The 22,159-nt window shown below is 71.7% G+C and carries 19 protein-coding genes; 13 read left to right on the top strand and 6 right to left on the bottom strand.

All coding sequences use genetic code 11. The features are described 5' to 3' along the window. Positions 1 to 72: 72 nt before the first annotated feature. A complete protein-coding gene (gene eccB, locus F1721_RS26205; RefSeq protein ID WP_281288820.1) occupies positions 73 to 1,503 on the bottom strand; it encodes a type VII secretion protein EccB in 1,431 nt (476 codons plus the stop codon). A gap of 105 nt (positions 1,504 to 1,608) precedes the next feature. After that, the gene (gene eccD, locus F1721_RS26200; protein ID WP_150069447.1) at positions 1,609 to 2,991 is read right to left on the bottom strand and encodes a type VII secretion integral membrane protein EccD; all 1,383 of its coding nucleotides are present in this window, start codon (positions 2,989 to 2,991) and stop codon (positions 1,609 to 1,611) included. Between the two features lie 275 nt (positions 2,992 to 3,266). Here eccD and eccCa point away from each other — a divergent pair, with 275 nt between their 5' ends. Both eccCa and F1721_RS26190 read left to right on the top strand, forming a co-directional pair. Next, on the top strand, positions 3,267 to 7,202 hold the full coding sequence (gene eccCa / locus F1721_RS26195; RefSeq protein WP_211840634.1) for a type VII secretion protein EccCa: 3,936 nt from the start codon (positions 3,267 to 3,269) through the stop codon (positions 7,200 to 7,202). Positions 7,203 to 7,314: 112 nt separating this feature from the next. Next, a complete protein-coding gene (locus F1721_RS26190) occupies positions 7,315 to 8,037 on the top strand; it encodes a response regulator transcription factor (RefSeq protein WP_246155315.1) in 723 nt (240 codons plus the stop codon). A 224-nt stretch (positions 8,038 to 8,261) separates the two neighbouring features. Here F1721_RS26190 and F1721_RS26185 read toward each other — a convergent pair whose 3' ends face one another. Together F1721_RS26185 and F1721_RS26180 are read right to left on the bottom strand one after the other, a co-directional pair. Beyond that, positions 8,262 to 8,570 carry a hypothetical protein gene (locus F1721_RS26185; RefSeq protein ID WP_150069446.1) on the bottom strand — a complete coding sequence of 103 codons (309 nt, stop codon included), beginning with the start codon at positions 8,568 to 8,570 and terminating at the stop codon, positions 8,262 to 8,264. Between the two features lies 1 nt (position 8,571). Continuing rightward, on the bottom strand, positions 8,572 to 8,817 hold the full coding sequence (locus F1721_RS26180; RefSeq protein WP_150069445.1) for an HC3 family zinc finger protein: 246 nt from the start codon (positions 8,815 to 8,817) through the stop codon (positions 8,572 to 8,574). Positions 8,818 to 8,994: 177 nt separating this feature from the next. Here F1721_RS26180 and F1721_RS26175 point away from each other — a divergent pair, with 177 nt between their 5' ends. Genes F1721_RS26175 through F1721_RS26165 form a run of 3 tightly spaced genes read left to right on the top strand, consistent with a single transcriptional unit; the run spans position 8,995 to position 10,303 of the window. Then, positions 8,995 to 9,843, top strand: coding sequence for a helix-turn-helix domain-containing protein (locus F1721_RS26175; protein WP_150069444.1), 849 nt, complete (start codon positions 8,995 to 8,997; stop codon positions 9,841 to 9,843). Then, positions 9,840 to 10,031: a DUF397 domain-containing protein gene (locus F1721_RS26170; RefSeq protein ID WP_150069443.1), complete on the top strand. Its 192-nt coding sequence runs from the start codon at positions 9,840 to 9,842 to the stop codon at positions 10,029 to 10,031. The genes F1721_RS26175 and F1721_RS26170 overlap by 4 nt, the downstream gene beginning before the upstream one ends. 29 nt (positions 10,032 to 10,060) lie before the next feature. Continuing rightward, positions 10,061 to 10,303 carry a DUF397 domain-containing protein gene (locus F1721_RS26165; RefSeq protein ID WP_150069442.1) on the top strand — a complete coding sequence of 81 codons (243 nt, stop codon included), beginning with the start codon at positions 10,061 to 10,063 and terminating at the stop codon, positions 10,301 to 10,303. A 46-nt stretch (positions 10,304 to 10,349) separates the two neighbouring features. Here F1721_RS26165 and F1721_RS26160 read toward each other — a convergent pair whose 3' ends face one another. Then, positions 10,350 to 11,147, bottom strand: coding sequence for a sensor histidine kinase (locus tag F1721_RS26160; protein WP_170301607.1), 798 nt, complete (start codon positions 11,145 to 11,147; stop codon positions 10,350 to 10,352). Between the two features lie 232 nt (positions 11,148 to 11,379). Here F1721_RS26160 and F1721_RS26155 point away from each other — a divergent pair, with 232 nt between their 5' ends. Then, positions 11,380 to 14,580: a right-handed parallel beta-helix repeat-containing protein gene (locus F1721_RS26155; protein ID WP_150069440.1), complete on the top strand. Its 3,201-nt coding sequence runs from the start codon at positions 11,380 to 11,382 to the stop codon at positions 14,578 to 14,580. Positions 14,581 to 14,895: 315 nt separating this feature from the next. Continuing rightward, positions 14,896 to 16,020, top strand: coding sequence for a S8 family serine peptidase (locus tag F1721_RS26150; RefSeq protein WP_150069439.1), 1,125 nt, complete (start codon positions 14,896 to 14,898; stop codon positions 16,018 to 16,020). Positions 16,021 to 16,098: 78 nt separating this feature from the next. On the opposite strand, the gene F1721_RS26145 is transcribed toward F1721_RS26150, so the two are convergent. Next, a complete protein-coding gene (locus F1721_RS26145) occupies positions 16,099 to 17,025 on the bottom strand; it encodes a DMT family transporter (protein ID WP_150069438.1) in 927 nt (308 codons plus the stop codon). 189 nt (positions 17,026 to 17,214) lie between these two features. Here F1721_RS26145 and F1721_RS26140 point away from each other — a divergent pair, with 189 nt between their 5' ends. From F1721_RS26140 to F1721_RS26115, 6 genes are all read left to right on the top strand, one after another. After that, the gene (locus tag F1721_RS26140; RefSeq protein WP_150069437.1) at positions 17,215 to 17,844 is read left to right on the top strand and encodes a superoxide dismutase family protein; all 630 of its coding nucleotides are present in this window, start codon (positions 17,215 to 17,217) and stop codon (positions 17,842 to 17,844) included. A gap of 88 nt (positions 17,845 to 17,932) precedes the next feature. Further along, a complete protein-coding gene (locus F1721_RS26135; RefSeq protein ID WP_150069436.1) occupies positions 17,933 to 18,535 on the top strand; it encodes a TetR/AcrR family transcriptional regulator in 603 nt (200 codons plus the stop codon). Further along, complete coding sequence (locus tag F1721_RS26130; RefSeq protein WP_150069435.1) at positions 18,532 to 19,221, top strand: YqeB family protein; 690 nt, start codon at positions 18,532 to 18,534, stop codon at positions 19,219 to 19,221. The genes F1721_RS26135 and F1721_RS26130 overlap by 4 nt, the downstream gene beginning before the upstream one ends. An 86-nt stretch (positions 19,222 to 19,307) precedes the next feature. Next, entirely contained in the window at positions 19,308 to 20,456 is a 1,149-nt protein-coding gene (dusB, locus tag F1721_RS26125) for a tRNA dihydrouridine synthase DusB (RefSeq protein WP_211840632.1), read from the top strand. A 37-nt stretch (positions 20,457 to 20,493) separates the two neighbouring features. Further along, on the top strand, positions 20,494 to 20,931 hold the full coding sequence (locus F1721_RS26120; protein WP_246155314.1) for a hypothetical protein: 438 nt from the start codon (positions 20,494 to 20,496) through the stop codon (positions 20,929 to 20,931). Positions 20,932 to 21,228: 297 nt separating this feature from the next. Beyond that, positions 21,229 to 22,098 (top strand): GGDEF domain-containing protein, encoded by an 870-nt coding sequence (locus F1721_RS26115; RefSeq protein ID WP_150069432.1) that lies wholly within the window; start codon positions 21,229 to 21,231, stop codon positions 22,096 to 22,098. Positions 22,099 to 22,159: the final 61 nt, after the last annotated feature.

Here is a 22,159-nt window from a genome sequence, read left to right as displayed (position 1 = left end):
GCGCCCACCGCAGAAACTAGGACCGCGGCGGGTGCGGGGCCACATCCCAGAACAGGGACGCGGCAATGGGTTTCAGCACTGCGGCGGGGTCACCGGTGGGAGCTCGGTGACCGGGCGTCCGGCCGCTGCCGGGTCCAGCGCCGGGCCGGTGGCGAGCTGGTCCACCAGCAGTGCGGGCAGCTGCACCGGGGGTGTCGCGTAGCCGAGGGCGGCGGCCACCTCCGCGGACGGCACCGGGTACTTCACGCCGTTGTCCGCGACCAGGTACAGCGTTGGCGACGGGGTGTCGCCGCTGGGCTTCACCGCGACCAGCGCGCCGGTTCCCGGTTCCACGCCGACCCGGTCCGGCCGCGAGCAGGACAGCGCGACCCCCGGTTGCGGCAGCACCGGCCGCGCGGCGTCCACAATGCTCCGGTCCACCATGGACACCGTGGTCGTCACCGGTTCTGGTGTGGTGGACACGCACAGCGCTTGCTCGTCGTCGTCCGCGACCAGCTGCGGTGGGGTCTCCGGGAACGCGCCGCCGCGGGTCAGCTGGTCCTTCGCCTCCGGCGGGGCGGAGTGCGCGGTGAGGTCCCCCGCGCCGATCCGGCGCGGTTCCACCGGCTGCCCGCCGTAGGCGGTGGCCTGGGTCCGCGGGTCGCCGCTGATCAGCTTGTACAGGGTGTCGGTGAGCGGCACCAGGCCGGACTCGGCCAGCAGGTACGGCTTGCCCGCGGCGTCGCGGAACAGCTGTCCGACCACGCTCGGCGCACCGGCCAGCTGCGGCCCTGGGGTGCCCCGGCCGGGCACCTCGGGGGCGACCAGGTCCGGGCCGGTGGGCAGCGCGTTGAGGAATCCGGCGGGCACCTTGATCGGGTCGGCGGTGCTGTAGCCGAGCGCGGCGGGCCCGGCGGATTGGACGTCCATCCGCAGCTTGTGCCCGAACCACACCAGGAACACCGCGCCGTCCGGGCCGGCGACCAGCGCACCCTCGTCCTCGGTCAGCCCGGTGCCGTCGGCTTCGCCGATCAGCGCGGTGAAGTCCCGCCCGCCGCCGACCGGGGCGGCGCAGGACAGCCACGGATCGCTGCTCAGCGCACCCGGTGACGGCAGCCCGTCCGGTGCCCCGGGGATCCCGATGGTCGCGCCGCGCGGCGTGCCCACCAGCGAGTTCGCCGACACCGTGTGCACCGTCATGTCCGCGCCCGCGACCAGCCGCGCGGACGCCTGGTTGAGCACCGGGTGCAGCTCGCCGTTGAGGTACAACCAGCGCGCCCCGGACTCCTTCTCCACGACCACTGCGCCCGGCACCTGCCACGCCGTCGCCCCACCTGGCTTGATCAACCCGAACAGGAAGGTCCCGAGCCCGATCAGGATCGAGATGATCACCCCGATGACGACGCCGCGCGAGGTCCGCCGCTGCGGCGTGTCGGAGATGTCCGGATCGGCCCGCAGCATCCCGGCGCTGAGCCGCCCCATGACGAACACGTGCGCCTGAACCTGGTCCCGCCGCGACTGCACACTCCCACGCCCTTACGAAAGTCTCGTTGTTTCGGCAGCTGATCGCCCGTGAGCACGTTGTGGGGCTATAGCACCGGAAAGCGCTCACGAGCCCTGACCAGCCGGTCAGCCGTTGAAGGCCCGGATCCAGCCGAAGACGCCCAGCACCGTCAGCATCAGCGGGATGAGGCTCACCGCGAGCACGACGTGCAGGATGTCGGCGGCGCGTCCCCAGTACGGGACCAGCCGGTTGCCCGGGACCGTCCAGCCCGCCACCATCAGCGCCGTGCCGACCAGGGCCACGCCGACGAACAGCAGCAGACGCCCGAACAGGTCCTGCGCGGACAGCGCCAGCAGCAGCATCGTGCAACCGAGCACGCCGGGGAGCACCACCGAGAGCCGGTGCCAGATGCCGCCCACGTCGCGCCCGTGCAGCAGCATGATCGCGCTCAGCACCCCGGCCATCGCGTAGGTCGCCCAGTCCGGTTCGGTGAGCAGCCCGGCGACCGCCACCGCGCACACCGCACCGACCGCCAGGAACAGCGACGTCATGTACTTGTCCGCGATCACGGTGCGGTCCAGCACGTTCCGGCTCGGGTGCGGGTCGATGCCCTCCTGCAGCTGCTCGGAGTTCGTCGGCAGCGGCGGCATCTTCAACCCCGCCACCCGGAACGACAGGCCGGGCACGAACGCGCCGAACAGCACCGCGATCACCGCCGTGGCCGACACCGCCTCCGCCAGCGTGCTCGTGAGCAGCGTCAACAGCGCGGTCAGCACGCCGAAGACGCACACCACCAGCACCCCGAGGAAGGCGTGCGGGTGCGTCCCGGACGCCGCCAGGGCCAGCACCGCACCACCGGCCGCGGTCGCCGAGGCGGCGAGCAGGACCGCCATCCCGGTCGCCCCCGGCCCGGGCGCGAGGAACCCGGCCAGCGCGAAGAAGGGCACCGCGGCGAGCCCGAAGACGGTTCCGGCGAAGGCGTCCCCGACCGCGCGCGACGCCGAGCCCGACGCCGCCAGCAGCAGCAACGCCACGACACCCGCGGCGAGCGAGCGGACCAGCCATTCGCCGGAACCCGAGCCCGGGAAGAGCAGCCCCAGCCAGATGATCCCGGCCGCGACCAGCACCGACGCGTGCAGGAGCCGCTTGGTGGCCGCGGGCTTCCAGGCCCCCGGGCGCTCCTGCATGCCCTTCGCGACGCCGTCCACCAGGTCGTCGAAGTGCACCGCGGGCATGGCTTCCTGCCGCGAGCGCAGGTAGAGCGTCTGCCCGTCGTGCAGGCCGAGCGCCTCCGGCGTCTCCTCCTCGTCGAGCGGCTCGCCGCCCACGTCCTGCAGCACCCAGCCGCCGTGCTCGAGACCGGCCTCCTCGACCTGGCTCCCCGCGTAGCTGACGATCGTGGGCATCAGGTCGATCAGCGGCACGTCGGTCGGCACCGCGAGGTCGAAGTTCCGGTCCGGCGCCCGGATGGACAGGCGGCACAGACCCGCGACTGCGCTGGTGCTCACGCCCGTTCACGCTCCTTTTCCCGCGAGGATTCGGTGAAGGAGCGTCGGGCACCGGACCCGTGATTCGGTGCCCGACGCTGGAAATGCGGTCTCGATCGTCGGGGGACAGTTCGCTCTCGAGACCGAGGGGGCGGGTTCTCGCCCGCCGTCCTGGTGAGAACCCTAGGGCGGATTCCGGTAATCGCGCTGTCGCCGATTTACGTGACCTGAAAATCACCGGTCCTCAGTGGAATTCTGCGCTGGTCGTGAATTTCCCGAGCGGGAAGGGAATCCGCGTGAGCGTCACGCTGTTCCGCCGTCCTGAACGGCAACCGGGGCCGCCGATGCCGTCCGGCGAGCTGACCCTCCAGGAGCCCCCGGAGCTGCCCGAGGTGCAGAGCGGGCTGTCCGGGATGATCACCTACCTGCCGATGGCGCTCAGCTCGCTGGCGATGGTGATGATCTTCCTCCGCCCCGGCATGGGCGGCGGCGGCACGATCATGTACTTCGCGATGGGCATGATGGTGCTCGCCGCGCTCGGCATGCTCGCCGCGAACTTCCTGCGCGCCGCCGCCGAGCGCAAGCGCCAGATGACCGGCGCCCGCCGCGACTACCTGCGCTACCTCGCGCAGGTCCGCCGCCAGGTGCGCAAGACGGTGGTGGCGCAGCGCAAGGCGCAGACCTGGCGGCACCCCGACCCGGCGGCGGTCTGGTCCCTGGTGCGCACCTCCCGGTTGTGGGAGGTCCGCCCGGAGCACGCGGACTTCGGCGAGGTCCGCATCGCCGTCGGCGATCAGCAGCTCGGCACCCGGATCGGGCAGCTCAACACCAAACCGGTCGAGGACCTCGAACCGCTGTCCGCGCACGCCCTGCGCCGCTTCATCCGCGCCTACTCCACGGTCGCCGACCAGCCGGTCCCGCTCTACCTGCGCGCCTACGCGCGGATCCTGCTGCGCGGCGACCTCGAAGCGTCCCGCGCGATGGTCCGCTCGATGCTCGCGCAGCTGGCGGTGCTGCACGCACCGCAGGACCTGCGCATCGTGATCCTCGGCCGCGAGCTGGACCGGTGGCAGTGGACCAAGTGGCTGCCGCACTGCCTGCACCCGTCCGAGACCGACGGCGCCGGACCGGTCCGGCTGGTCGCCGAAACCCCCGGTGAGCTGGAAGGGCTGCTCGGCGAGGAGCTGGCCGGACGCCCCTTCTTCGACCGCGACGCGATGCCCACCCGCGACGAGCCGTACGTCGTGGTGGTGCTCGACGGCGCGCAGCCCGCGCCCGGCAGCCGGATGGCCACCAACGGCTACCGCAACGCCACGGTGATCGACCTCGGCGACTCGCTGGACTGGCAGACCGACCCCCGCACGCTGCTCATGCGCGTCACCCCCGACCGCGCGGAGCTGGTGCGGATCGGGCGGGCGGGCAAGGAGACCACCTCCCCGGTCGGCCGACCGGACTCGCTCAGCCCGGTCCGCGCCGAGTCGCTGGCCCGGCTGCTCGCCCCCTACCGGCTGGCCATCTCCACCGACACCACCGAGCCGCTGGCCACCGACTTCGAGCTGACCACCCTGCTCAACATCACCGACCTGCACAGCTTCGACGTGGCCAAGCTGCAGGCGCTGCGGGCCGCGGGCAGCTCCCGGCTGCGGGTGCCGATCGGCGTCACCGGCGACGGCACGCCCATCGAGCTGGACATCAAGGAGTCCGCGCAGGGCGGGCAGGGGCCGCACGGCATGCTCATCGGCGCCACCGGCTCCGGCAAGTCCGAGCTGCTGCGCACCCTGGTGCTCGCGCTGGCGCTGACGCACTCCTCGGAGACGCTGAACTTCGTGCTGGTCGACTTCAAGGGCGGCGCGACGTTCCTCGGCCTGGACGAGCTGCCGCACACCTCGGCGGTCATCACCAACCTGGCCGACGAGGCGTCGCTGGTCGAGCGGATGAAGGACGCCCTGCACGGCGAGCTGGTCCGCCGCCAGGAGCTGCTGCGCAAGGCCGGGAACTTCAGCTCCGTCACCGAGTACGAGAAGGCCCGCGCCGAGGGCGCCGACCTGGACCCGCTGCCGACCCTGTTCGTGGTGGTCGACGAGTTCAGCGAACTGCTGGCCGCGCACCGCGACTTCATGGACCTGTTCGTCATGATCGGGCGGCTCGGCCGGAGCCTCTCGGTGCACCTGCTGCTGGCCTCCCAGCGGCTGGACGAGGGCCGCATGCACCAGCTCGAATCGCACCTGTCCTACCGGATCGGCCTGCGGACCTTCTCCGCGATGGAGAGCCGCGGCGTGCTCGGCGTGCCGGACGCCCACCAGCTGCCGTCGCAGCCCGGCGCCGGTTACCTCAAGACCGATGTGGACACCCTGACCCGGTTCAAGGCCGCGTACGTGTCCGGCACCTACCGGCACGCGCGCCGCGAGCGGCGGCAGTCCGTGGTGGCCCGCCAGATCGTCCCCTACACCACCTCCTACGTCCCGCGCCGCGAACTGCCGGTGGCGGAGGAACCCGTTGCGGCGCAGGAGGAAACCGGCGAGTCGCTGCTGGAGGTCGCGGTCGGGCGCCTGCGCGACTCCGGACCGCCCGCGCACCAGGTGTGGCTGCCGCCGCTGGAGGTCCCGCCGACGCTGGAGCAGATGCTGCCGCCGCTGGAGATCGACCAGGCGCGCGGGCTGAGCGCGGTGGCCGACCGGGGCGAGCTCCGGGTGCAGGTCGGGGTGATCGACCGGCCCTTCGAGCAGCGGCACGAACCGCTGGTCGCCGACCTGTCCGGCGCGGGCGGCAACGTGCTCGTCGCGGGCGGTCCGCAGAGCGGCAAGAGCACCCTGCTGGCCACCCTGATCACCGGCCTCGCGCTCACCCACACCCCGCGCGAGGTGCAGTTCTACGGCCTGGACTTCGGCGGCGGGCTGCTCTCGTCGCTGGCCGGGCTGCCGCACGTCGGCGGCGTCACCGGCCGCCTCGACGCCGAGCGGATGATGCGCACCATCAACCAGGTCAACGCGCTGCTGGAGGAGCGCGAGCAGCGGTTCGCCGAGCTGGGCGTGGACTCGATGGCCACCTACCGGCGCCGCCGCGCGGCGGGCGAGTTCGCCGACGACCCGCACGGCGACGTGTTCCTGGTGGTGGACGGCTGGACCACCATCCGCCAGGACTTCCTGGACCTGGTCCCGCAGTTCACCCTGCTGGCCACCCGCGGCCTGAACTACGGCGTCCACCTGATGATCGCCTCCGGGCGCGCGGGCGAGGTCTCCAGCGGCGTGCGCGACCAGCTCGGCACCCGGTTCGAGCTGCGCCTGGGCGACCCGGTGGAGTCCACCGTGAACATGCGCGCGGCCGCTTCGGTGCCGAAGATCCCGGGCCGCGGCCTGGCCGAGGACCAGGCGCACTTCCTGGCCGGGCTGCCGCGGCTGGACGGCCAGGGCAGCACCGCCGAGGGCACCCAGGAGCTGATCGCCACCATCGCCTCGGCCTGGCACGGCCCGACCGCCCCGCCGGTGAAGATGCTGCCGACCGTGCTCGCCGCCGACGAGCTCCCGGCCCCCACCGGCCAGCTGCGGGTGCCGCTGGGCCTGTCCGGCGAGGACGTCGAACCGCTGTGGCACGACTTCACCGAGCACCCGCACCTGCTCATCGCCGGCGATGACGCGACCGGCAAGACGAACCTGCTGCAGCACATCGCCCGCGCGATCACCCGCCAGTACACGCCCGAGCAGGCGCGGATCACCTTCGTGGACTTCCGCCGCGAGCTGTTCGACGCGGTGCCGGAGGAGTACCGGCTCGGCTACGCGGTCTCCAAGGACATCGTGCGCGACGCGGTCGCGGGTTCGTCGCGGGCGATGCGGGAGCGCGTGCCCGGCCCGGAGATCAGCCCGGCCCGGCTGGGCCAGCGCGACTGGTGGACCGGCCCGGAGCTGTTCCTCGTGGTCGACGACTACGACATGGTCAGCACCGACTCCAGCGACAACCCGTTCGTCCCGCTGCTGGAATGCCTCGCGCAGGGCCACGAGATCGGCCTGCACGTGATCGTCTCCCGCAGCGCCAACGGCCTGTCCCGCGCGGCGTTCGACCCGCTGCTGCGCCGGATGCAGGAGGTCAACACCCCGGCGGTGCTGCTGTCCTGCCCGCCGTCGGAGGGCACGGTGTTCCACGACGTCCGGCCGAAGAAGCTCCCGACAGGACGGGCGCAGTACATCACCCGCCGCAAGACGGTCCTGCTGCAGACGCCGCTGGTCAAACCGGAGTGACCCGATCTCGCGGGGGTCCGCCCCCGCGAGATCGCGCCCGGCTCGGGTGCCGACGGCCCGGGCCGAGCACCCGTTAGGCTCTGGTGCGGTCGGGTTCGAGCGGAGGCGTGCGGTGGACATCGGGGCGTCCGGGGCGGTGCGCAGGCACCGGGTGCTGGTGGTCGAGGACGATCCGATGATGGCCGAGGTCATCGCCAGCTACCTCAACCACGCCGGGATGCTGGTGGCGGTGGCCGCCGACGGCGTGATGGCGCTGGACGGCTTCCAGGCGTTCAACCCGGACCTGGTGATCCTGGACCGGATGCTGCCCCGGCTGGACGGCACCCACGTGTGCCGCAAGCTCCGCGAGCAGAGCTCGGTGCCGATCATCCTGGTCACGGCCCTGGGCGAGCAGGACGACCGCATCCACGGCCTGGAGCTCGGCGCGGACGACTACGTCACCAAGCCGTTCAGCCCGCGCGAACTCGTGCTCCGCGCCCAAGCCCTGCTCCGCCGCACCGCGGGCCAACCGGCCCAGCCGCAGCAGGCGCCGCAGACCCGCCAGGTCGAGGACCTGGTCCTGGACCTGACCACCCGCCAGGTCACGAAAGCCGGGAAACCGCTGCGCTTCACCGGCCGCGAGCGCGACCTCCTGGACTTCTTCTTCGACCACCCCGGCGAGACCTTCCGCAAGGACGAGCTGATGCAGCGCGTCTGGCAGTGGAAGGTCGGCGACTCCTCGATGATCAGCGTCTACGTCCGCCGCCTCCGCGAGAAGATCGAGACGGACCCGGCCAACCCGACGATCCTGCACACGATCTGGGGCGTCGGCTACCGCTTCGGCCCGGCGGTCTAGCCCGGCGCCGCGAGGTTCCCCACCTGGGGAACAGCGGTGGTACCCGGGGTTCCGCCTGCTCAAGGCCGTTCATCGCGCGGAGGCTGAACGGGGTGGGGTGGCCGGTCGGCGCGTTGGGGAGGGGCGCGGCGCCGACCGGCCCGCAGGGCCCGGGCCGCGGGGTCGGGGGCACGGTGCGGCCGGGTCCTGGCTTGTGGGGCGATTTCGAGAGAAATCGCCTTTCCCTACAGGTGGTGGAGCGCGTCGAGGACTCTGCGCTGGAGTTCGAGCGGTGGCGGTGCGCTTGGGGTGTCCGGAGTGGACGGTGGTGGTGGTTCCGGGTGGGGCTCGGGGTGTGGTTCGTGGAGGCGGTGGCGGCCGGTTCGCTGGCGTTGGCGGCGTTCGGCTTCGACGTGGGCGATGAGCTGGTGGACCGTCAGGGCGCCTTCGCCGCCGCCGGAGTGCTGGGGGCGGTGGGCGTTCCAGTAGATCGCGAACGCGTAGAACGCGATGCCTGCGGTGATCATGATGATGCCGGGCAGTGCGGTGGCCATCTCAGATGCTCCGTTCGGTCGAGGTGGTGCGGTGTTCCCGGGCGATCCGGTGCGCCTCGGTGTTGCAGCCGTCGCAGGTGGGCCACAGCCACCCGATCTCGGAGTTGTCGGCCACGACCTGCTCCCGGCACAACGTCGCCACGGACGTCCCCGTCGGATAGGCCAAGGCCCCCTCAGGCCGCCGATCAGTACTCGCATGCCGCTGCCCAGCAGCAGGAACCCAATGGAAGGGGTACGGCTGGTACATCACTCGCACCCCCAGTTCGTCACACGGAGCAACACGTCATACCCTCCGTCACTCTTGGAGACCGCGACGACTCTTGTCGCGAGTCCTAGTCTTGTCGCAAACAACATAGTTGTCGCGCGCGACACGTCCAATGATGCGAATGGGTGAGGGGTTATGAGCCGTCGTTATGCTCGTCGCATGGCCAGCACCAGCAGCGGATCACCGCGACTGCGCGCTTTGGGCGCTGAACTGCGGGAATATCGCGAACAGGCCGGGCTGACCGTGCGTGCAGTGGCGCAAAAGCTCGGCGGGCACCACTCGAAGTACGCTCGGATCGAGACAGGTGAGCGCGCAGCTTCACCCGAAGAGGTTGCCGCAATGCTGGCCACCTACGGCGTGTCGGAGGAAGAGCGTGAACGACTCGCCGAAATGGCTCGCGACGACCGTCCCGATTGGCTTTCCACCAGCAAGACCGGGGCTCGGAAAGAGCTGACGACGCTGATCGAGTTCGAGCGCACGGCAACCCGAATCATCGACGTTGCCACGGGCGTAATCCCTGGCCTGCTGCAAACCTCCGACTACGCGCGGGCGATCATGCAGGGGCTTCCACCGGACGAAGTCGAGACGATGGTGCTCATGCGTGTGGGCCGTCGCGAGATTTTGACGTCGAAGAACGCTCCTGAGTTCGTGGCCTTCATCGCCGAGGCCGCGCTCAACGAGCGGATCGGCGGCGCGGCGGTGATGGCCGAACAACTGCGCCACCTGGTCAAGATGGCCGAGTGGCCGAACGTCGAGGTTCGAGTCCTGCCAGCCGGTGCGGAACGATGGCATCCCGCCCACATGGGCGCCTTCATCGTTTTCGAGTTTCCGAAGGCGACACCGATCGTGCACCTGGAGCACTACCGGTCGTCGGTGTCGCTGCACAACGTGGGGATCGCGCGGGCATACCTGGAAGCGGTAACTAGCCTGCGCGAGTTGACCATGAGCCCGCACGACTCGGTGCGGCTCATTGCTGAATGCGCGGACAAGTTGGAGGCAACCACATGACAGAGCCGACCGGGTGGCGGAAGTCGAGTCGATCGGGGCAGCAGACCAGTTGCGTCGAGGTCGGTGCGTTAGCCGACGGTGCTGCGGTTCGCGACACCAAGGACCGGGCCGCCGGTTACTTCGTCGCCGACCGCAAGCAGTGGTCGGCGTTCATCACCGCCGTGAAGACCGACCGATTCGAACGGTGATGCGGCTCCCGTGAGTACTTTGTGGTGCTATGACGCCACAAAGTGCTCACGGCTCGCCACCTCACGCAATCCGTCGCGCCACCAAGGCACCGCTGACCTGGCGCAAGTCCAGCCGTTCAAGCAACAACACGGCATGCGTCGAGGTCGGTGCGTTAGCCGACGGTGCTGCGGTCCGCGACACCAAGGACCGGGCCGCCGGTTACTTCGTCGCCGACCGCAAGCAGTGGTCGGCGTTCATCACCGCCGTGAAGGCCGACCGATTCGAACGGTAGGCGCGTCCTCGTGAGTGCTTTTGGGCGCTAGAGCAGCCAAAAGCACTCACGAGTCACAGCGACCCGCGGGGAGGCGGGTGGTGAAGCGGCAGCCGTCCGTCACCTGGTCTATGCGGACGTCTCCGCCGTGGGCTCTGATCAGGCCTCGGGTGATCGCCAGACCGCTGTCGGGCGGTTCCGCCGCCAGGTCGGGGTCCGCCACTCCTCCGCAGCCGTCGACCACGATCACCTCGATCTCCTCGCCCGAGACCACCGCCGTCACCGTCACCGGCTCGCCGGGGACCGTGTGGCGGACCGCGTGCATCACCAGGTTCGCCAGGGCTCGGGTGGTCACCGCGACGTCCACCAGCACCGGGTCCGTCGCGCTGTCCAGGCCGACGCCGTGCAGCCGCACGCCGCGCTCCAGCGCGACCGGGAGCGCCGCCGCGAGCGCGGAATCCAGCAGGTCGGCCAGGCGCGCCGGGGTGCGCTGGGGGCTGTCGACCTGGAGGCGGGCCAGCTCGAACAGGTCACCGGTGACGCGGTTCAGCCGCTGCGCGCCGCCGATCAGGCTGTCCAGGTAGCGCTCCGGCTCCTGCGCCACTCCGTCCTGCAGGGCTTCGGCGGCGGCGCGGATGTTGGCCAGCGGGGTGCGCAGTTCGTGGGAGATCGCGGTGATCAGCTCTCGCTGCGCTCGGCGCAGGTCGGCGCGCTCCTGCTCGGCCTCGATCAGCGCGTTGCTGGTCGCGGTGAGCTCCTGGCGCAGCCAGCGCAGTTCCGGGGTCGACTGGCGGCGCGACCAGCGGCCCAGCAGCCAGCCGGTCGCGCTCGACACCGCGCACGCCGCGACCAGCCCCCTGCTCACCCTGGCCACGTTCGGTCACCCCTAGTGCGTTCCCCGGCGGCTGCGCTGCCCCTCCGATTCGTCCGCTCCATTTAACCTCCCGGCAACCGCGCGCGGGGAGTCCCATGAATAGGGGTCGGCGGGCGACGTTGTTGGGACTAACGCCGCTGAGCTGCGGCGGGCAGGCTGGGAACACCGTTTCAACTCAAGCGGATCCGGGCCCGGGTCCGCGCGGTTGCTGGAGGAGTTTCTAGTGGCGCGGCCTGTGCTTTCCGTTCGAGCCGAGGGATCCGACGGGCACCGGACCATCGCGGCGGCGTTGGAGCAGGCCCGCCCCGGGTCGGTCATCTCGGTGCACCCCGGCCGCTACCAGGAGAACCTGGTCATCACCAAGGTGGTCACCATCATCGCCGCCGAGGGGTCGCGGACCGTGGAGCTGTCCCCGGTGCGCGGCAGCGCGGTGCGCGTGGTGTCCGAGGCCGTGCAGCTCAGCGGGCTGGTGCTGCGCGGCCGCGACCCGGAACTGCCCACTGTGGACGTCCCGCGCGGGCAGGCGGCGATGGACGACTGCGAGGTGACCGGTTCGGCCTGGACCGCCGTGCTGGCGCGCGAATCCGGTTCGCTGGCGATGCGGGACTGCCGGGTCACCAACGCCTCCGGGGCCGGGATCGTCGACACCTCCGAGGCGGGCAGCGTCGTCGAGGACTGCGTGGTCGAGCACCTGGGCAGCTCGGCGATCGTGATCAGCGACCGGGCCGCGCCCACCATCCGCCGCTGCGTGCTGCGCGACAGCCGGGGCAACGGGGTCTGCGCGAACGCCGAATCCCGCGGCACCGTCGAGGACTGCCAGATCTCCCGCACCGACAAGCCCGCGATCGCCCTGGAGGCCAGCAGCAGCACCACCATCCGCGGCACCTCCGTCAAGGACGTGGCGATCGGTGCCTACGTGAACAGCCAGGGCCGCCCGACGCTGCGGGACTGCTCGTTCACCGGCACCCGCGAGCACGGCCTGGTCGTGCTGGGCGGCAGCGAACCGGTGGTGACCGGGTGCCGCGTCGGCCGCACCAAGGCCAACGGCCTGCTGATCACCGACAAGGCCAAGGGCAGCTACGAGGAGCTGCGGATCGTCGGCACCCGCAAGGCCGCCATCGAGGTCGGCGAGCTGGCCGGGCCGGTGTTCCGCGACACCTCGGTCCGCGACTGCGCGGAGGACGGCGTGGTGCTCACCGACGAATCGGTCGCGGAGTTCGAGCAGCTGGAGGTCCAGGACGTCGAGGGCACCGGGATCACCGTGCGCGCCGGGGCGAACCCGATGCTGCGCCGGGTCACCGTGCAGGACGCGCGCGGCGACGGCATCGCGGTGTTCGGCGGCGGGCACGGGCGCCTGGAGGACGTCGAGATCGGCGACGTCGCCCGCACCGGCCTGCGCATCGGCGAGGACGCCGACCCGACGGTGGACCGCGCGGTGATCCGGGCGGCGACCGGGGTGGCCGTCGAGCGGGGCGGCACCGGGCTGCTGCGGGAGTGCGAGGTGCGCGACTGCACCGGCGACGGCATCACCGTCGCCGACCACGCCGAGCTCACCCTGCTGCGCGGCAAGATCAGCAAGAACGACGGCCACGGCGTGCTGGTGCACGACGGCGGCCGCGCCACCCTCGAGGACTGCGAGCTGACCGACAACACCCGCGACGGCGTCCGGGTGGAGACCGCCGAACCCGTCGCGGTGACCAACTGCACCGCCACCGGCAACGGCGGCGTCGGCGTGCACTCGCCGGACAGCTCCCGGCTGGAGATCGAGAACCTGGACAGCCGGGACAACGCCGGGACCACCGACGCGGAGGCCGGACCGCTGGCCGAACTCGCCGCGCTGGTCGGGCTGGACGGGGTGAAGCAGCAGGTCACGACCCTGGTGAACCTGACCGAGATGGCCAAGCGGCGGGAAGCGGCCGGGCTGCCCGCGCTGCCGATGAGCCGCCACCTGATCTTCGCCGGGCCGCCCGGCACCGGCAAGACCACCGTGGCCCGCCTCTACGGCGAGATCCTCGCCTCGCTCGGCGCGCTGCGCAGCGGGCACCTGGTGGAGGTGGCCCGCGCCGACCTGGTCGCGCAGATCGTCGGCGGCACCGCGATCAAGACCACCGAGGCGTTCACCAAGGCCCTCGGCGGCGTGCTGTTCATCGACGAGGCGTACACGCTGAACGCGCAGGAGGGCGGCGGGCCCGACTTCGGCCGCGAAGCGGTCGACACCCTGGTCAAGCTGATGGAGGACCACCGCGACGACGTGGTGGTCATCGCCGCCGGGTACTCCGAGCAGATGGACGGCTTCCTGGCCTCCAACCCCGGCCTGGCGTCCCGCTTCAACCGCACCGTCGAGTTCGAGAACTACTCGGTGCCCGAGCTGGTCACCATCGTCGAGCGGCTGTGCCAGGCGCACAGCTACGAGCTCGGCGACGGCACCCGCGAGGCGCTGGAGCGGTACTTCGGGCGGCTGCACCGCGGCGCGGACTTCGGCAACGGCCGCGCGGCCCGCAAGCTGTTCGAGGAGATGATCGACCGGCAGGCGGTCCGGCTCGCCGGGCAGCCCGACGCCGACGAGGCCGAGCTGTCCCGCATGCTGCCCGCCGACGTCGGCGCGGAACCCGAGGCCGCCGAGCCGGAGAAGCCGTCGGCGCTGACCCGGCTGCGGGAGATGATCGGCATCGGCTCGGTGAAGTCGGCGGTCGAGGACCTGGTGAACCTGCTGGCCGCGAACCGGCGGCGCGCGGCGGCCGGGCTGCCGACCCCGAAGATCAGCCACCACCTGGTGTTCGCCGGTCCGCCCGGCACCGGCAAGACGACGGTGGCCCGCCTCTACGGCGAGGTGCTCGCCGACCTCGACGTCTTGCCGACCGGCCAGCTCGTCGAGGTCAGCCGCGCCGACCTGGTCGGCAAGTACATCGGGCACACCGCGCAGCTCACCCGCGACGCCTTCGAGCGGGCCCGCGGCGGCGTGCTGTTCATCGACGAGGCGTACGCGCTGACCTCGGCCGGTGGCAACGACTTCGGCCGGGAAGCGGTGGACACCCTGGTCAAGCTGATGGAGGACCACCGCGACGAGGTGGTGGTGATCGTGGCGGGCTACTCGGCGGAGATGCAGGACTTCCTGGCCACCAACCCGGGCCTGGGCTCGCGCTTCTCCCGCCACGTCGAGTTCGCCGACTACACCCCGGCGGAGCTGGCGGAGATCTTCGACCGCACCGCGCGCAGCAACGGCTACGAGTGCGGCGAGGACGTCCTGGCGGCGCTGCGCCGCCACTTCGAGGAGATGCCCCGCGACCGCAACTTCGGCAACGCCCGCTACGCCCGCCAGCTCCTGGAGTCCACCATGACCCGCCAGGCGGGCCGCCTGAGCGCCCTACCCGACCCAACCCTCTCCGACCTCCGCAACATCCACCCGGAGGACCTGCCGATCTGACCCGGGGTGACGCCCGGGGTGACGCCCGGGGGGTGACGCGATTTCAATGGAAATCGGATCTCCGATTTCAATGGAAATCACCCCTGGACACGAGCCCGGAGGAGCGCGGAATCACCAGAGGACCTACCGATCTGACCCGGGGTGACGCCCGGGGGGTGACGCGATTTCAATGGAAATCAGATGTCCGATTTCCATTGAAATCACCTCTGGGCACGAGGCCGGAAGGCGCGAGGTTCCGGAGGACCCCTTTTCGGGACGTGTCGGCCACGGGTCGGTGCGGCTTAGCTTCGAGGGGTGCGAAGTGGTGTCCGGTCGTTGACCGTTCTCGTTGCCGCGTCGGTGCTTTCGGCCCCGGCCGCGATCGCCGCGCCGGAACTCCCGGCGATCTCCCCGACCCTCTCGTCCTACCAGGAGTGCCGCACTGGATCCACTGTGGACACCACGGAGAAGCCGTGGGCGCAGGCTCAGCTCCAGCCGGAACGGGCGTGGGAGCACGGGAACGGCTCCGGGGTGACGGTCGCCGTCGTCGGCTCCGGGGTGGACGCGACGTCACCGGCGCTGGCCGGGCGGGTGAGCGGGGCCGGTCCGGACTGCGTCGGTTACGGGACCTTCGTCGCGGGCATCATCGCCGCTGCTCCGCATCCGGGCGGCGGTTTCGCCGGGGTTGCGCCGGGCGCTCGGATCCTGGCCGTTCGCGCCACGGACGACCGGGGCAACGCCACCGCCGACGGTCTGGCCAACGGCATTCGCAGTGCGGTCGCCGGTGGTGCGCGCGTCATCTCGGTGGCCGCTGCCGCCACCGGACCCAGCGAGTCGCTGGCCGCAGCCGTGCGGGATGCCGCAGCCGCCGGTGCCGTGGTGGTGGCCCCGGCGTCGGCCGGGGAGCGCGACGACGTCGTCCCCGCGTTCCCGGCCGCCTACCCGGAAGTCCTGTCCGTCGCCGCGACCAGCCCGAACGGGGCTCCCGTCCGGACCGCGCAGCCGCAGATCAAGGTGGACGTGGCGGCCCCCGGCGCGGCCATGACGGGGATCGGGCCTCGCGGCGGCGGCCTGTTCATCTCGGGCGGGGACGCGGTGGCCGCCGCGCAGGTCTCCGGCACCGCGGCCCTGGTGCTCTCCTACCGACCGCACCTGACCGGCGCGGAGCTCGCCCGCCGCCTGCGCGACACGGCCTACCCGCCGCCGGGCGGCGCCCCGAATCCGCTGCTGGGCAGCGGAATCGTCGACCCGGCTGCCGCGGTGACCGCTGAACTCCCCGCCGCAGGAGGAAAACCGCCAGCCAACCCGGCAGCGGTGCACATGCCGCCCCCGACCGACCCCACCCCGACCATCACCGCCGCGGTCGTGGCAATCGCCGCCGCACTCGTGATCGGCACCGCCGCCGCACTCGCGGTCGTCATCCCCCGAGGCCGGAAGCGCCGCTGGCGCCCGGCCTCCTGACCAAGGCCCGTGAGTGTTTTGGGGGCCTATAGCCCCCCAAAACACTCACGGTCTCTGACCTGCAGAAGGACGTGCCGATCACCGGCTGGGCACGACCTCCGGGGCTTCGACGACCTTCACGCGGCTGACCCGCTCGTGCCAGCCGAGGCCCGCGACCATCGCGACCACCAGCACGAACCCGATCCACTGCGTCGCGCTCAGCTCCGCGCCCAGCACGAACACCCCGACGATCGCCGCCGTCGCCGGGAACGACAGCTCCGCCAGCGTCGCGCGCGCCGCCGGGGTGGTGCTCAGCCCCACGTAGTACAGGCCGAGCGCGATCAGCCCGGGGATCAGCGCCAGCAGGACCAGGCCGAACGCGTTGTCCCAGCCGACCGCCACCGGCGACCCGCTGGCCAGCAGGACCACCGCAGCCGCGGGCAAACCGATGGAGAACCGCAGCGCCGTCACGTCCCGCGCGGGGATCCGGCTGCTCACGAACCGGCCCAGCACGGTCCCCGCCGCCCACAGCGCCGCCGCGCCCAGGGCCAGCAGAGCGGGCACCACCTGCGAGACCTCGATGTGCAGCGGGTCCTCGAACGCCAGCAGCCAGGCCCCGACCAGCGCCGGGACCGCGAAGGCGAAGTACCGCGCGCTCAACCGCTCGCGCAGCAGCGCGTAGGACGCCACCGCCGCGAAGATCGGCTGCAGCTTCTGCAGGACGAGCGGCGTCACCGGGTCGCCGACCTTGAACGCGGTCGTGAACAGCGCGGTCGCCAGCGCCGACGAGCCGACGCCGACGGTGATCATCGCGATGCGCTCGCGCCACCCGCACGCCGCCAGCGCGCGCCACGCCCGCGGCAGCAGCGGCGCCAGCAGCAGCACGATGATCACGTGCTCCCAGAACACCACGCTGGCCGAGGGCAGCGACGTCGCGAGCGGCTGCCGCCACAGGGCGTCCGTGCCCCACATCGCGGTGGCCAGCGCCACCAACCACGTCCGGTCCGAACCCCGCGCCAACGCCATGCGGCCAAACCTATCCGCGAGCCGATTTCACGTTCGCCCCCGTTTCACATGACAGGACGTCCGGGCCGCGCCGCCCTACGCTCGACCGGGGCGACTCGGACGCCACCCGCCTCTGCCCGTGGCCGCGAAATAGACATCACGGGCAGAATCGACGCCGCTACATCCGGTGATGAACAAGGACGGATACCCATGCTCCAGCAGCGGACCCGACTGCTCAGTTCGATCGTCGGCGCGTGCGCGGCGGCGGCCCTGCTCGCCGGGTGCGGCGGCGGCCCCACGCCTCCGCCCACCGGGAACCAGCCCACCCAGGAACACCCGCCGAGCCACGAGCAGACCGCCTCGACCAAGCAGGCATCGGCGACGTACGGGGCCTTCGAGCCGGGCGCCAAGGCGGTCACCTACAACCCGGCCCTGGTCCCGACCGGCGCCAAGGTCGACCTGACCTCGCAGCGCACCAACGGCCGGACCAAGATCACCGTCAACGTCCACGGCCTGGTGCCGAACCGCGAGTACGGCGCGCACGTGCACACCAAGCCCTGCGGCGCCACCGGCGAGGACGCCGGCCCGCACTTCCAGGAGAAGGCGGACCCGGTCAAGCCGTCGGTCGACCCGGCCTACGCGAACCCGCAGAACGAGGTGTGGCTGGACTTCCACACCGACGCGCAGGGCAACGCCAGCGCCACCACCGAGGGCGCCTGGTCGTTCGACACCCGCCAGGACGCGAAGTCCTTCGTGATCCACGAGACCCACACGCACACCGAACCCGGCAAGGCTGGCACCGCCGGAGGCCGCCTGGCCTGCCTCAACGCCGAGTTCTGACCCGATCGGGGGCGCTCGCGCGGCGGGCGCCCTCCCTTCGGCGCCGATTCTTTAACTGACCAATCAGTTAATCTGCTAGCCTGGGCGCATGGCACGGACCGTCGACCACGAGCGCGCTGCCGCGCGGCGCGAGGCGATCATGCAGGCGGCAGCGGCGCTGTTCGCCGAGCGCGGGTTCGAGAGCACCTCGGCCGCGGAGATCGCGAAGGCCGCCGGGCTGAGCTCGGGGAGCGTCTTCTACTACTTCACCGACAAGCGGGCCCTGTTCCGCGCGATCTTCGAGCAGGACCTGCCCGCCTCCCGCGAACTCGTGGAGCGGCACGCCGCGGGCGACGACCCGGTGGCGTCGATCCTGGCGATGGTGGACGCGCTGGCCGCGGACGCGATGGACCCGCTGGCCCCCGGGATCCTGGTCGAGGTGGTCCGGCAGGTCGGCAAGGACCCGCAGCTGGAGCAGGTCATCGCCGAGACCACGGCGGTCCTGCACGAGGGCTTCGCGGCGCTGGTCGAGCGCGGCATCCGCACCGGCGCGATCGACCCGGACCTGGACCCGCGCGAGACCGCCCAGTGGATCCAGGTCGTCATCGACGGCGCGTTCCTCAACGCCGACCCCGACCACGACCCGCGCCCGATGCTGCGCCGGATGATCACCCGCTTCCTCTCCCGACCGCACCATGGAGACACCGCATGACCACCACCGACCCGTCCACCACCCTCCGCATGCCGGACGCCGTGCTCTGGGCGCTGGGCATCGGCGGCGGCGCCCTCGGCCTCGGCCTGGGCTTCCTGGTCAAACCCCTGGTGAACTGGATCATCGACCTGATCGGCGACGCCCCCGGCCCGCTGCGCCTGGCCGCCACCCTGCCGACGGCCTGGGCGGTGCCGGTGCTGGCCGTCGTCGGCCTGCTCGCGGGCGCCTGGCTGGCGGCCGAGGCGAAGAAGGAGAGCCTGGAGCTGACCGTCGACCCGGCAGGAGTCCGCCTCAAGCAGGACAGCGCGGAGCGATATCTCCGCCGCGACCAGATCGACGCGGTCTTCCAGGACCGCAAGGACCTGGTCTTCCTGGACGCCACCACCCGGCAGCTGGCCCGCCACAAGTCCTCGGACCTGTCGAAGGACGAGATCCGCGCGGCCTTCGAGCGCTTCGGCTACCCGTGGGCGGGCGAAGCCGACCCCCACGAGTCCGAGTTCCGGAAGTGGCTGGACGGCCACCCGGACCTGGACGAGAAGACCAACGGCCTGCTCCGAGCCCGGTCCCGAGCCCTCGCCGACAAGCAGCACGGAGCGGCAGCAGACCTCGCCGACCAGCTCCAAGCCCTCGGAGTGGTCCTCCGGGACCGCGACGACACCCAGCAGTACCGCCGCATCCCGTCGTGAGCGGCGGTGGTCGTCCTTACCACCATCGCCGCGCACGACCGCACTTCCCGCGCCCCCGGCGCACGTGACGGGCCGCACCAGCGACAATGGAGGTCGTGACCGCGACGTTGAGCAAGCCCGCACTGAGGATCGGACCGCACGAGGTCGATCCGCCGGTCGTGCTCGCGCCGATGGCCGGGATCACCAACGTCGCCTTCCGGCGGCTGTGCCGCGAGTACGGCGCCGGGCTGTACGTGTGCGAGATGATCACGAGCCGGGCGCTGGTCGAACGGCACCCCAAGACGCTCGAGATGATCACCTTCGACCCCGACGAGCACCCGCGCTCCATGCAGCTCTACGGGGTCGACCCGGTGACCATGGGCAAGGCCGTGCAGATGATCGTCGACGAGGACCTCGCCGACCACGTCGACATGAACTTCGGCTGCCCCGTGCCCAAGGTGACCCGCAAGGGCGGGGGTTCCGCGCTGCCGTACAAGCGGCGGCTGTTCGCCGAGATCGTCCAGGCCGCGGTGCGCGCCGCCGAACCGGCCGGGATCCCGGTGACGGTGAAGTTCCGCATCGGCATCGACGACGACCACATCACCTACCTCGACGCGGGTCGGCTGGCCGAGGAGAACGGCGCCGCGGCCGTCGCGCTGCACGGCCGCACCGCCGCCCAGCGCTACTCGGGGACCGCGGACTGGTCGGCCATCGCGCGGCTCAAGGAGCACGTCAAGACGATCCCGGTGCTCGGCAACGGCGACATCTTCAGCGCCGACGACGCGCTGCGGATGATGGCCGAGACCGGCTGCGACGGCGTCGTGGTCGGCCGCGGCTGCCTGGGTCGGCCGTGGCTGTTCCGCGACCTGCAGGCCGCCTTCGCCGGCGAGCCGATCCCGGCCGGGCCGAAGCTCGGCGAGGTCGCCGCGGTCCTCAAGCGGCACGCCGAGCTGCTGGCCGACCACATGGGCGAGGAGAAGGGCCTGCGCGACCTGCGCAAGCACATGGCGCAGTACCTGCGCGGCTTCCCGGTGGGCTCCGAGCTGCGGCAGCAGTTCGGCATGGTGTCGAGTCTGGCGCAGCTGGAGGACCTGCTGGCCCAGCTCGACCCGGAGGTGCCGTTCCCGACCGACGCCGAGGGGCCGCGCGGCCGCCAGGGCTCGGCGGGCAAGGTCGTGCTGCCGGAGGGCTGGCTCGACGACCCGGACGACGTCACCGTGCCCACCGCGGCGGAGATCGACCACAGCGGAGGCTGATCCGGCACCGGTGCTGCACACGAGAGGAAAGCCCCGGGTGTCGAAAACCGTTGCGCGATCAGGTGTCCTCATCGGCGCGGCGGCAGCGGCTTTCGCGGCGGCCTGCGCGCCGTCGCCCGCGGTGCCCCCCGCGTTCCGGTTGGCGCAGCAGTACTTCGCGGCCAACAACGCCGCCGCGCGGTCCGGCCCGGAGGCCCAGCAGGAGTTCTTCCGCCGCACCCAGCACCCGGACTTCACCGACCGGAGCTGCGACCTCGGCGGGACCACGGTGGAGCTCGACCCGGCCATGTCCACCCTGCGCCCCGATCCCGGCTACGCACCGGACGGCCTGCCGCCGCGCGGCGAGGTCTGGGTGGTCGGCGTGGAGGTGACCACGCGGACGGCGGGCACCGTCACCGGCCACCAGATCGGTTCGCAGCACCTCGTCGTGCTGGACGGGCGGCTGCACGGATTCGCCCCTTGTCCGAGCGGGTGAATGATTGCCTGATCAAATTCCGGTAACGCGGCGGCTGGCCGGTGCCGATGAAGTTGCAATGCGGTGGTGGAACGGGCGCGTCGCCCTGCTCGTCCGTGCGGGTGGGTCCGATCCGTTTCGCTTCCACATCCACCCCGGGCCCGGTACACATCCTAGGCAGTTGGGGATTCGTCCGGCGCTCGGCAATTCGGACCAGACCTGGGGGTCAGCCGGTTGAGGGAATTGAGCGAGGGGCGTGTCAGACCAGCTCAAGCGATCCGTCACACCCGACGACACCACGGACGGGAGGTGAGTGCGATGACCGGACTGCGCAACGGTTTCGCCGGGCCGGAACCCCTTCGCGAGGACGGAGCGCCGGTGCTGCCTCCCGGCCGCCGCACCCGCCAGGACCTGGCCAACGGGACCGGGATGGCGGATCTGCACGAATCGATCGCGAGCCTGCTGGCCTCGCGCGGCCAGTGGCGCCAGGCCTACCACCACCTGCGCTCGGCGCTGGACCTGCGGTCCAGCGTGGACGTCCCGCGGGTGCCGGAGCAGCTGCGCCACGAGGTCAACCGGCTGCGCCGCGAGCACGCCGAAGCCCGCGAGCAGAGCATGCGCGACAGCCTCACCGCGAGCTACAACCGGCGCTACTTGGACGAACGGCTGGCCGACCTGCTCACCGAGCACGCGGGCTCCGACGCCGGGCTCGCCGTCGCGCTGGTCGACCTGGACTGGTTCAAGCAGGTCAACGACACCTACGGGCACCTGATCGGCGACCGGGTGCTGCAACGGGTGGTCGACCTGCTGCAGAAGGCACTGCCGAGCGGCGCGTTCTGCGCGCGCTACGGCGGAGAGGAGTTCGTGCTCGTGCTGCCGGACGTCGAACCGGCGGCAGCGGTCGCGGTCTGCGAGACCGCCCGCTCGTCGGTGGAGCGGTTCCCGTGGTCGCAGATGGCCCCGGGGCTGCGGGTGACGGTCAGCGTCGGCGTCGCGCACGAGCACACCGCCGCCGGACCCGCGCCGATCTCCGCCGAGCAGCAGTTGATCAGCGCCGACGCCCTCCTCTACGCCGCCAAGCAGGCGGGGCGCAACGCGGTCGCCCACCGGATCGGATCCGATGTCCGTTTGGCCGGGATCGCCGCGGAGCGACGAGGAACACACCCGCGCGAAGCGGCCGGCTACTGATCGCGTTCAATTGAGGGCGCAGGGTGTGATCGAGCGTATTTGTGCCGGTCAAACGGCATAG

This window comes from Saccharopolyspora hirsuta (assembly GCF_008630535.1).
GTDB lineage: Bacteria > Actinomycetota > Actinomycetes > Mycobacteriales > Pseudonocardiaceae > Saccharopolyspora > Saccharopolyspora hirsuta.
The sequence above is the reverse complement of the archived record's forward strand: the minus strand, read 5'-3'. Positions and strand labels throughout refer to the sequence as shown.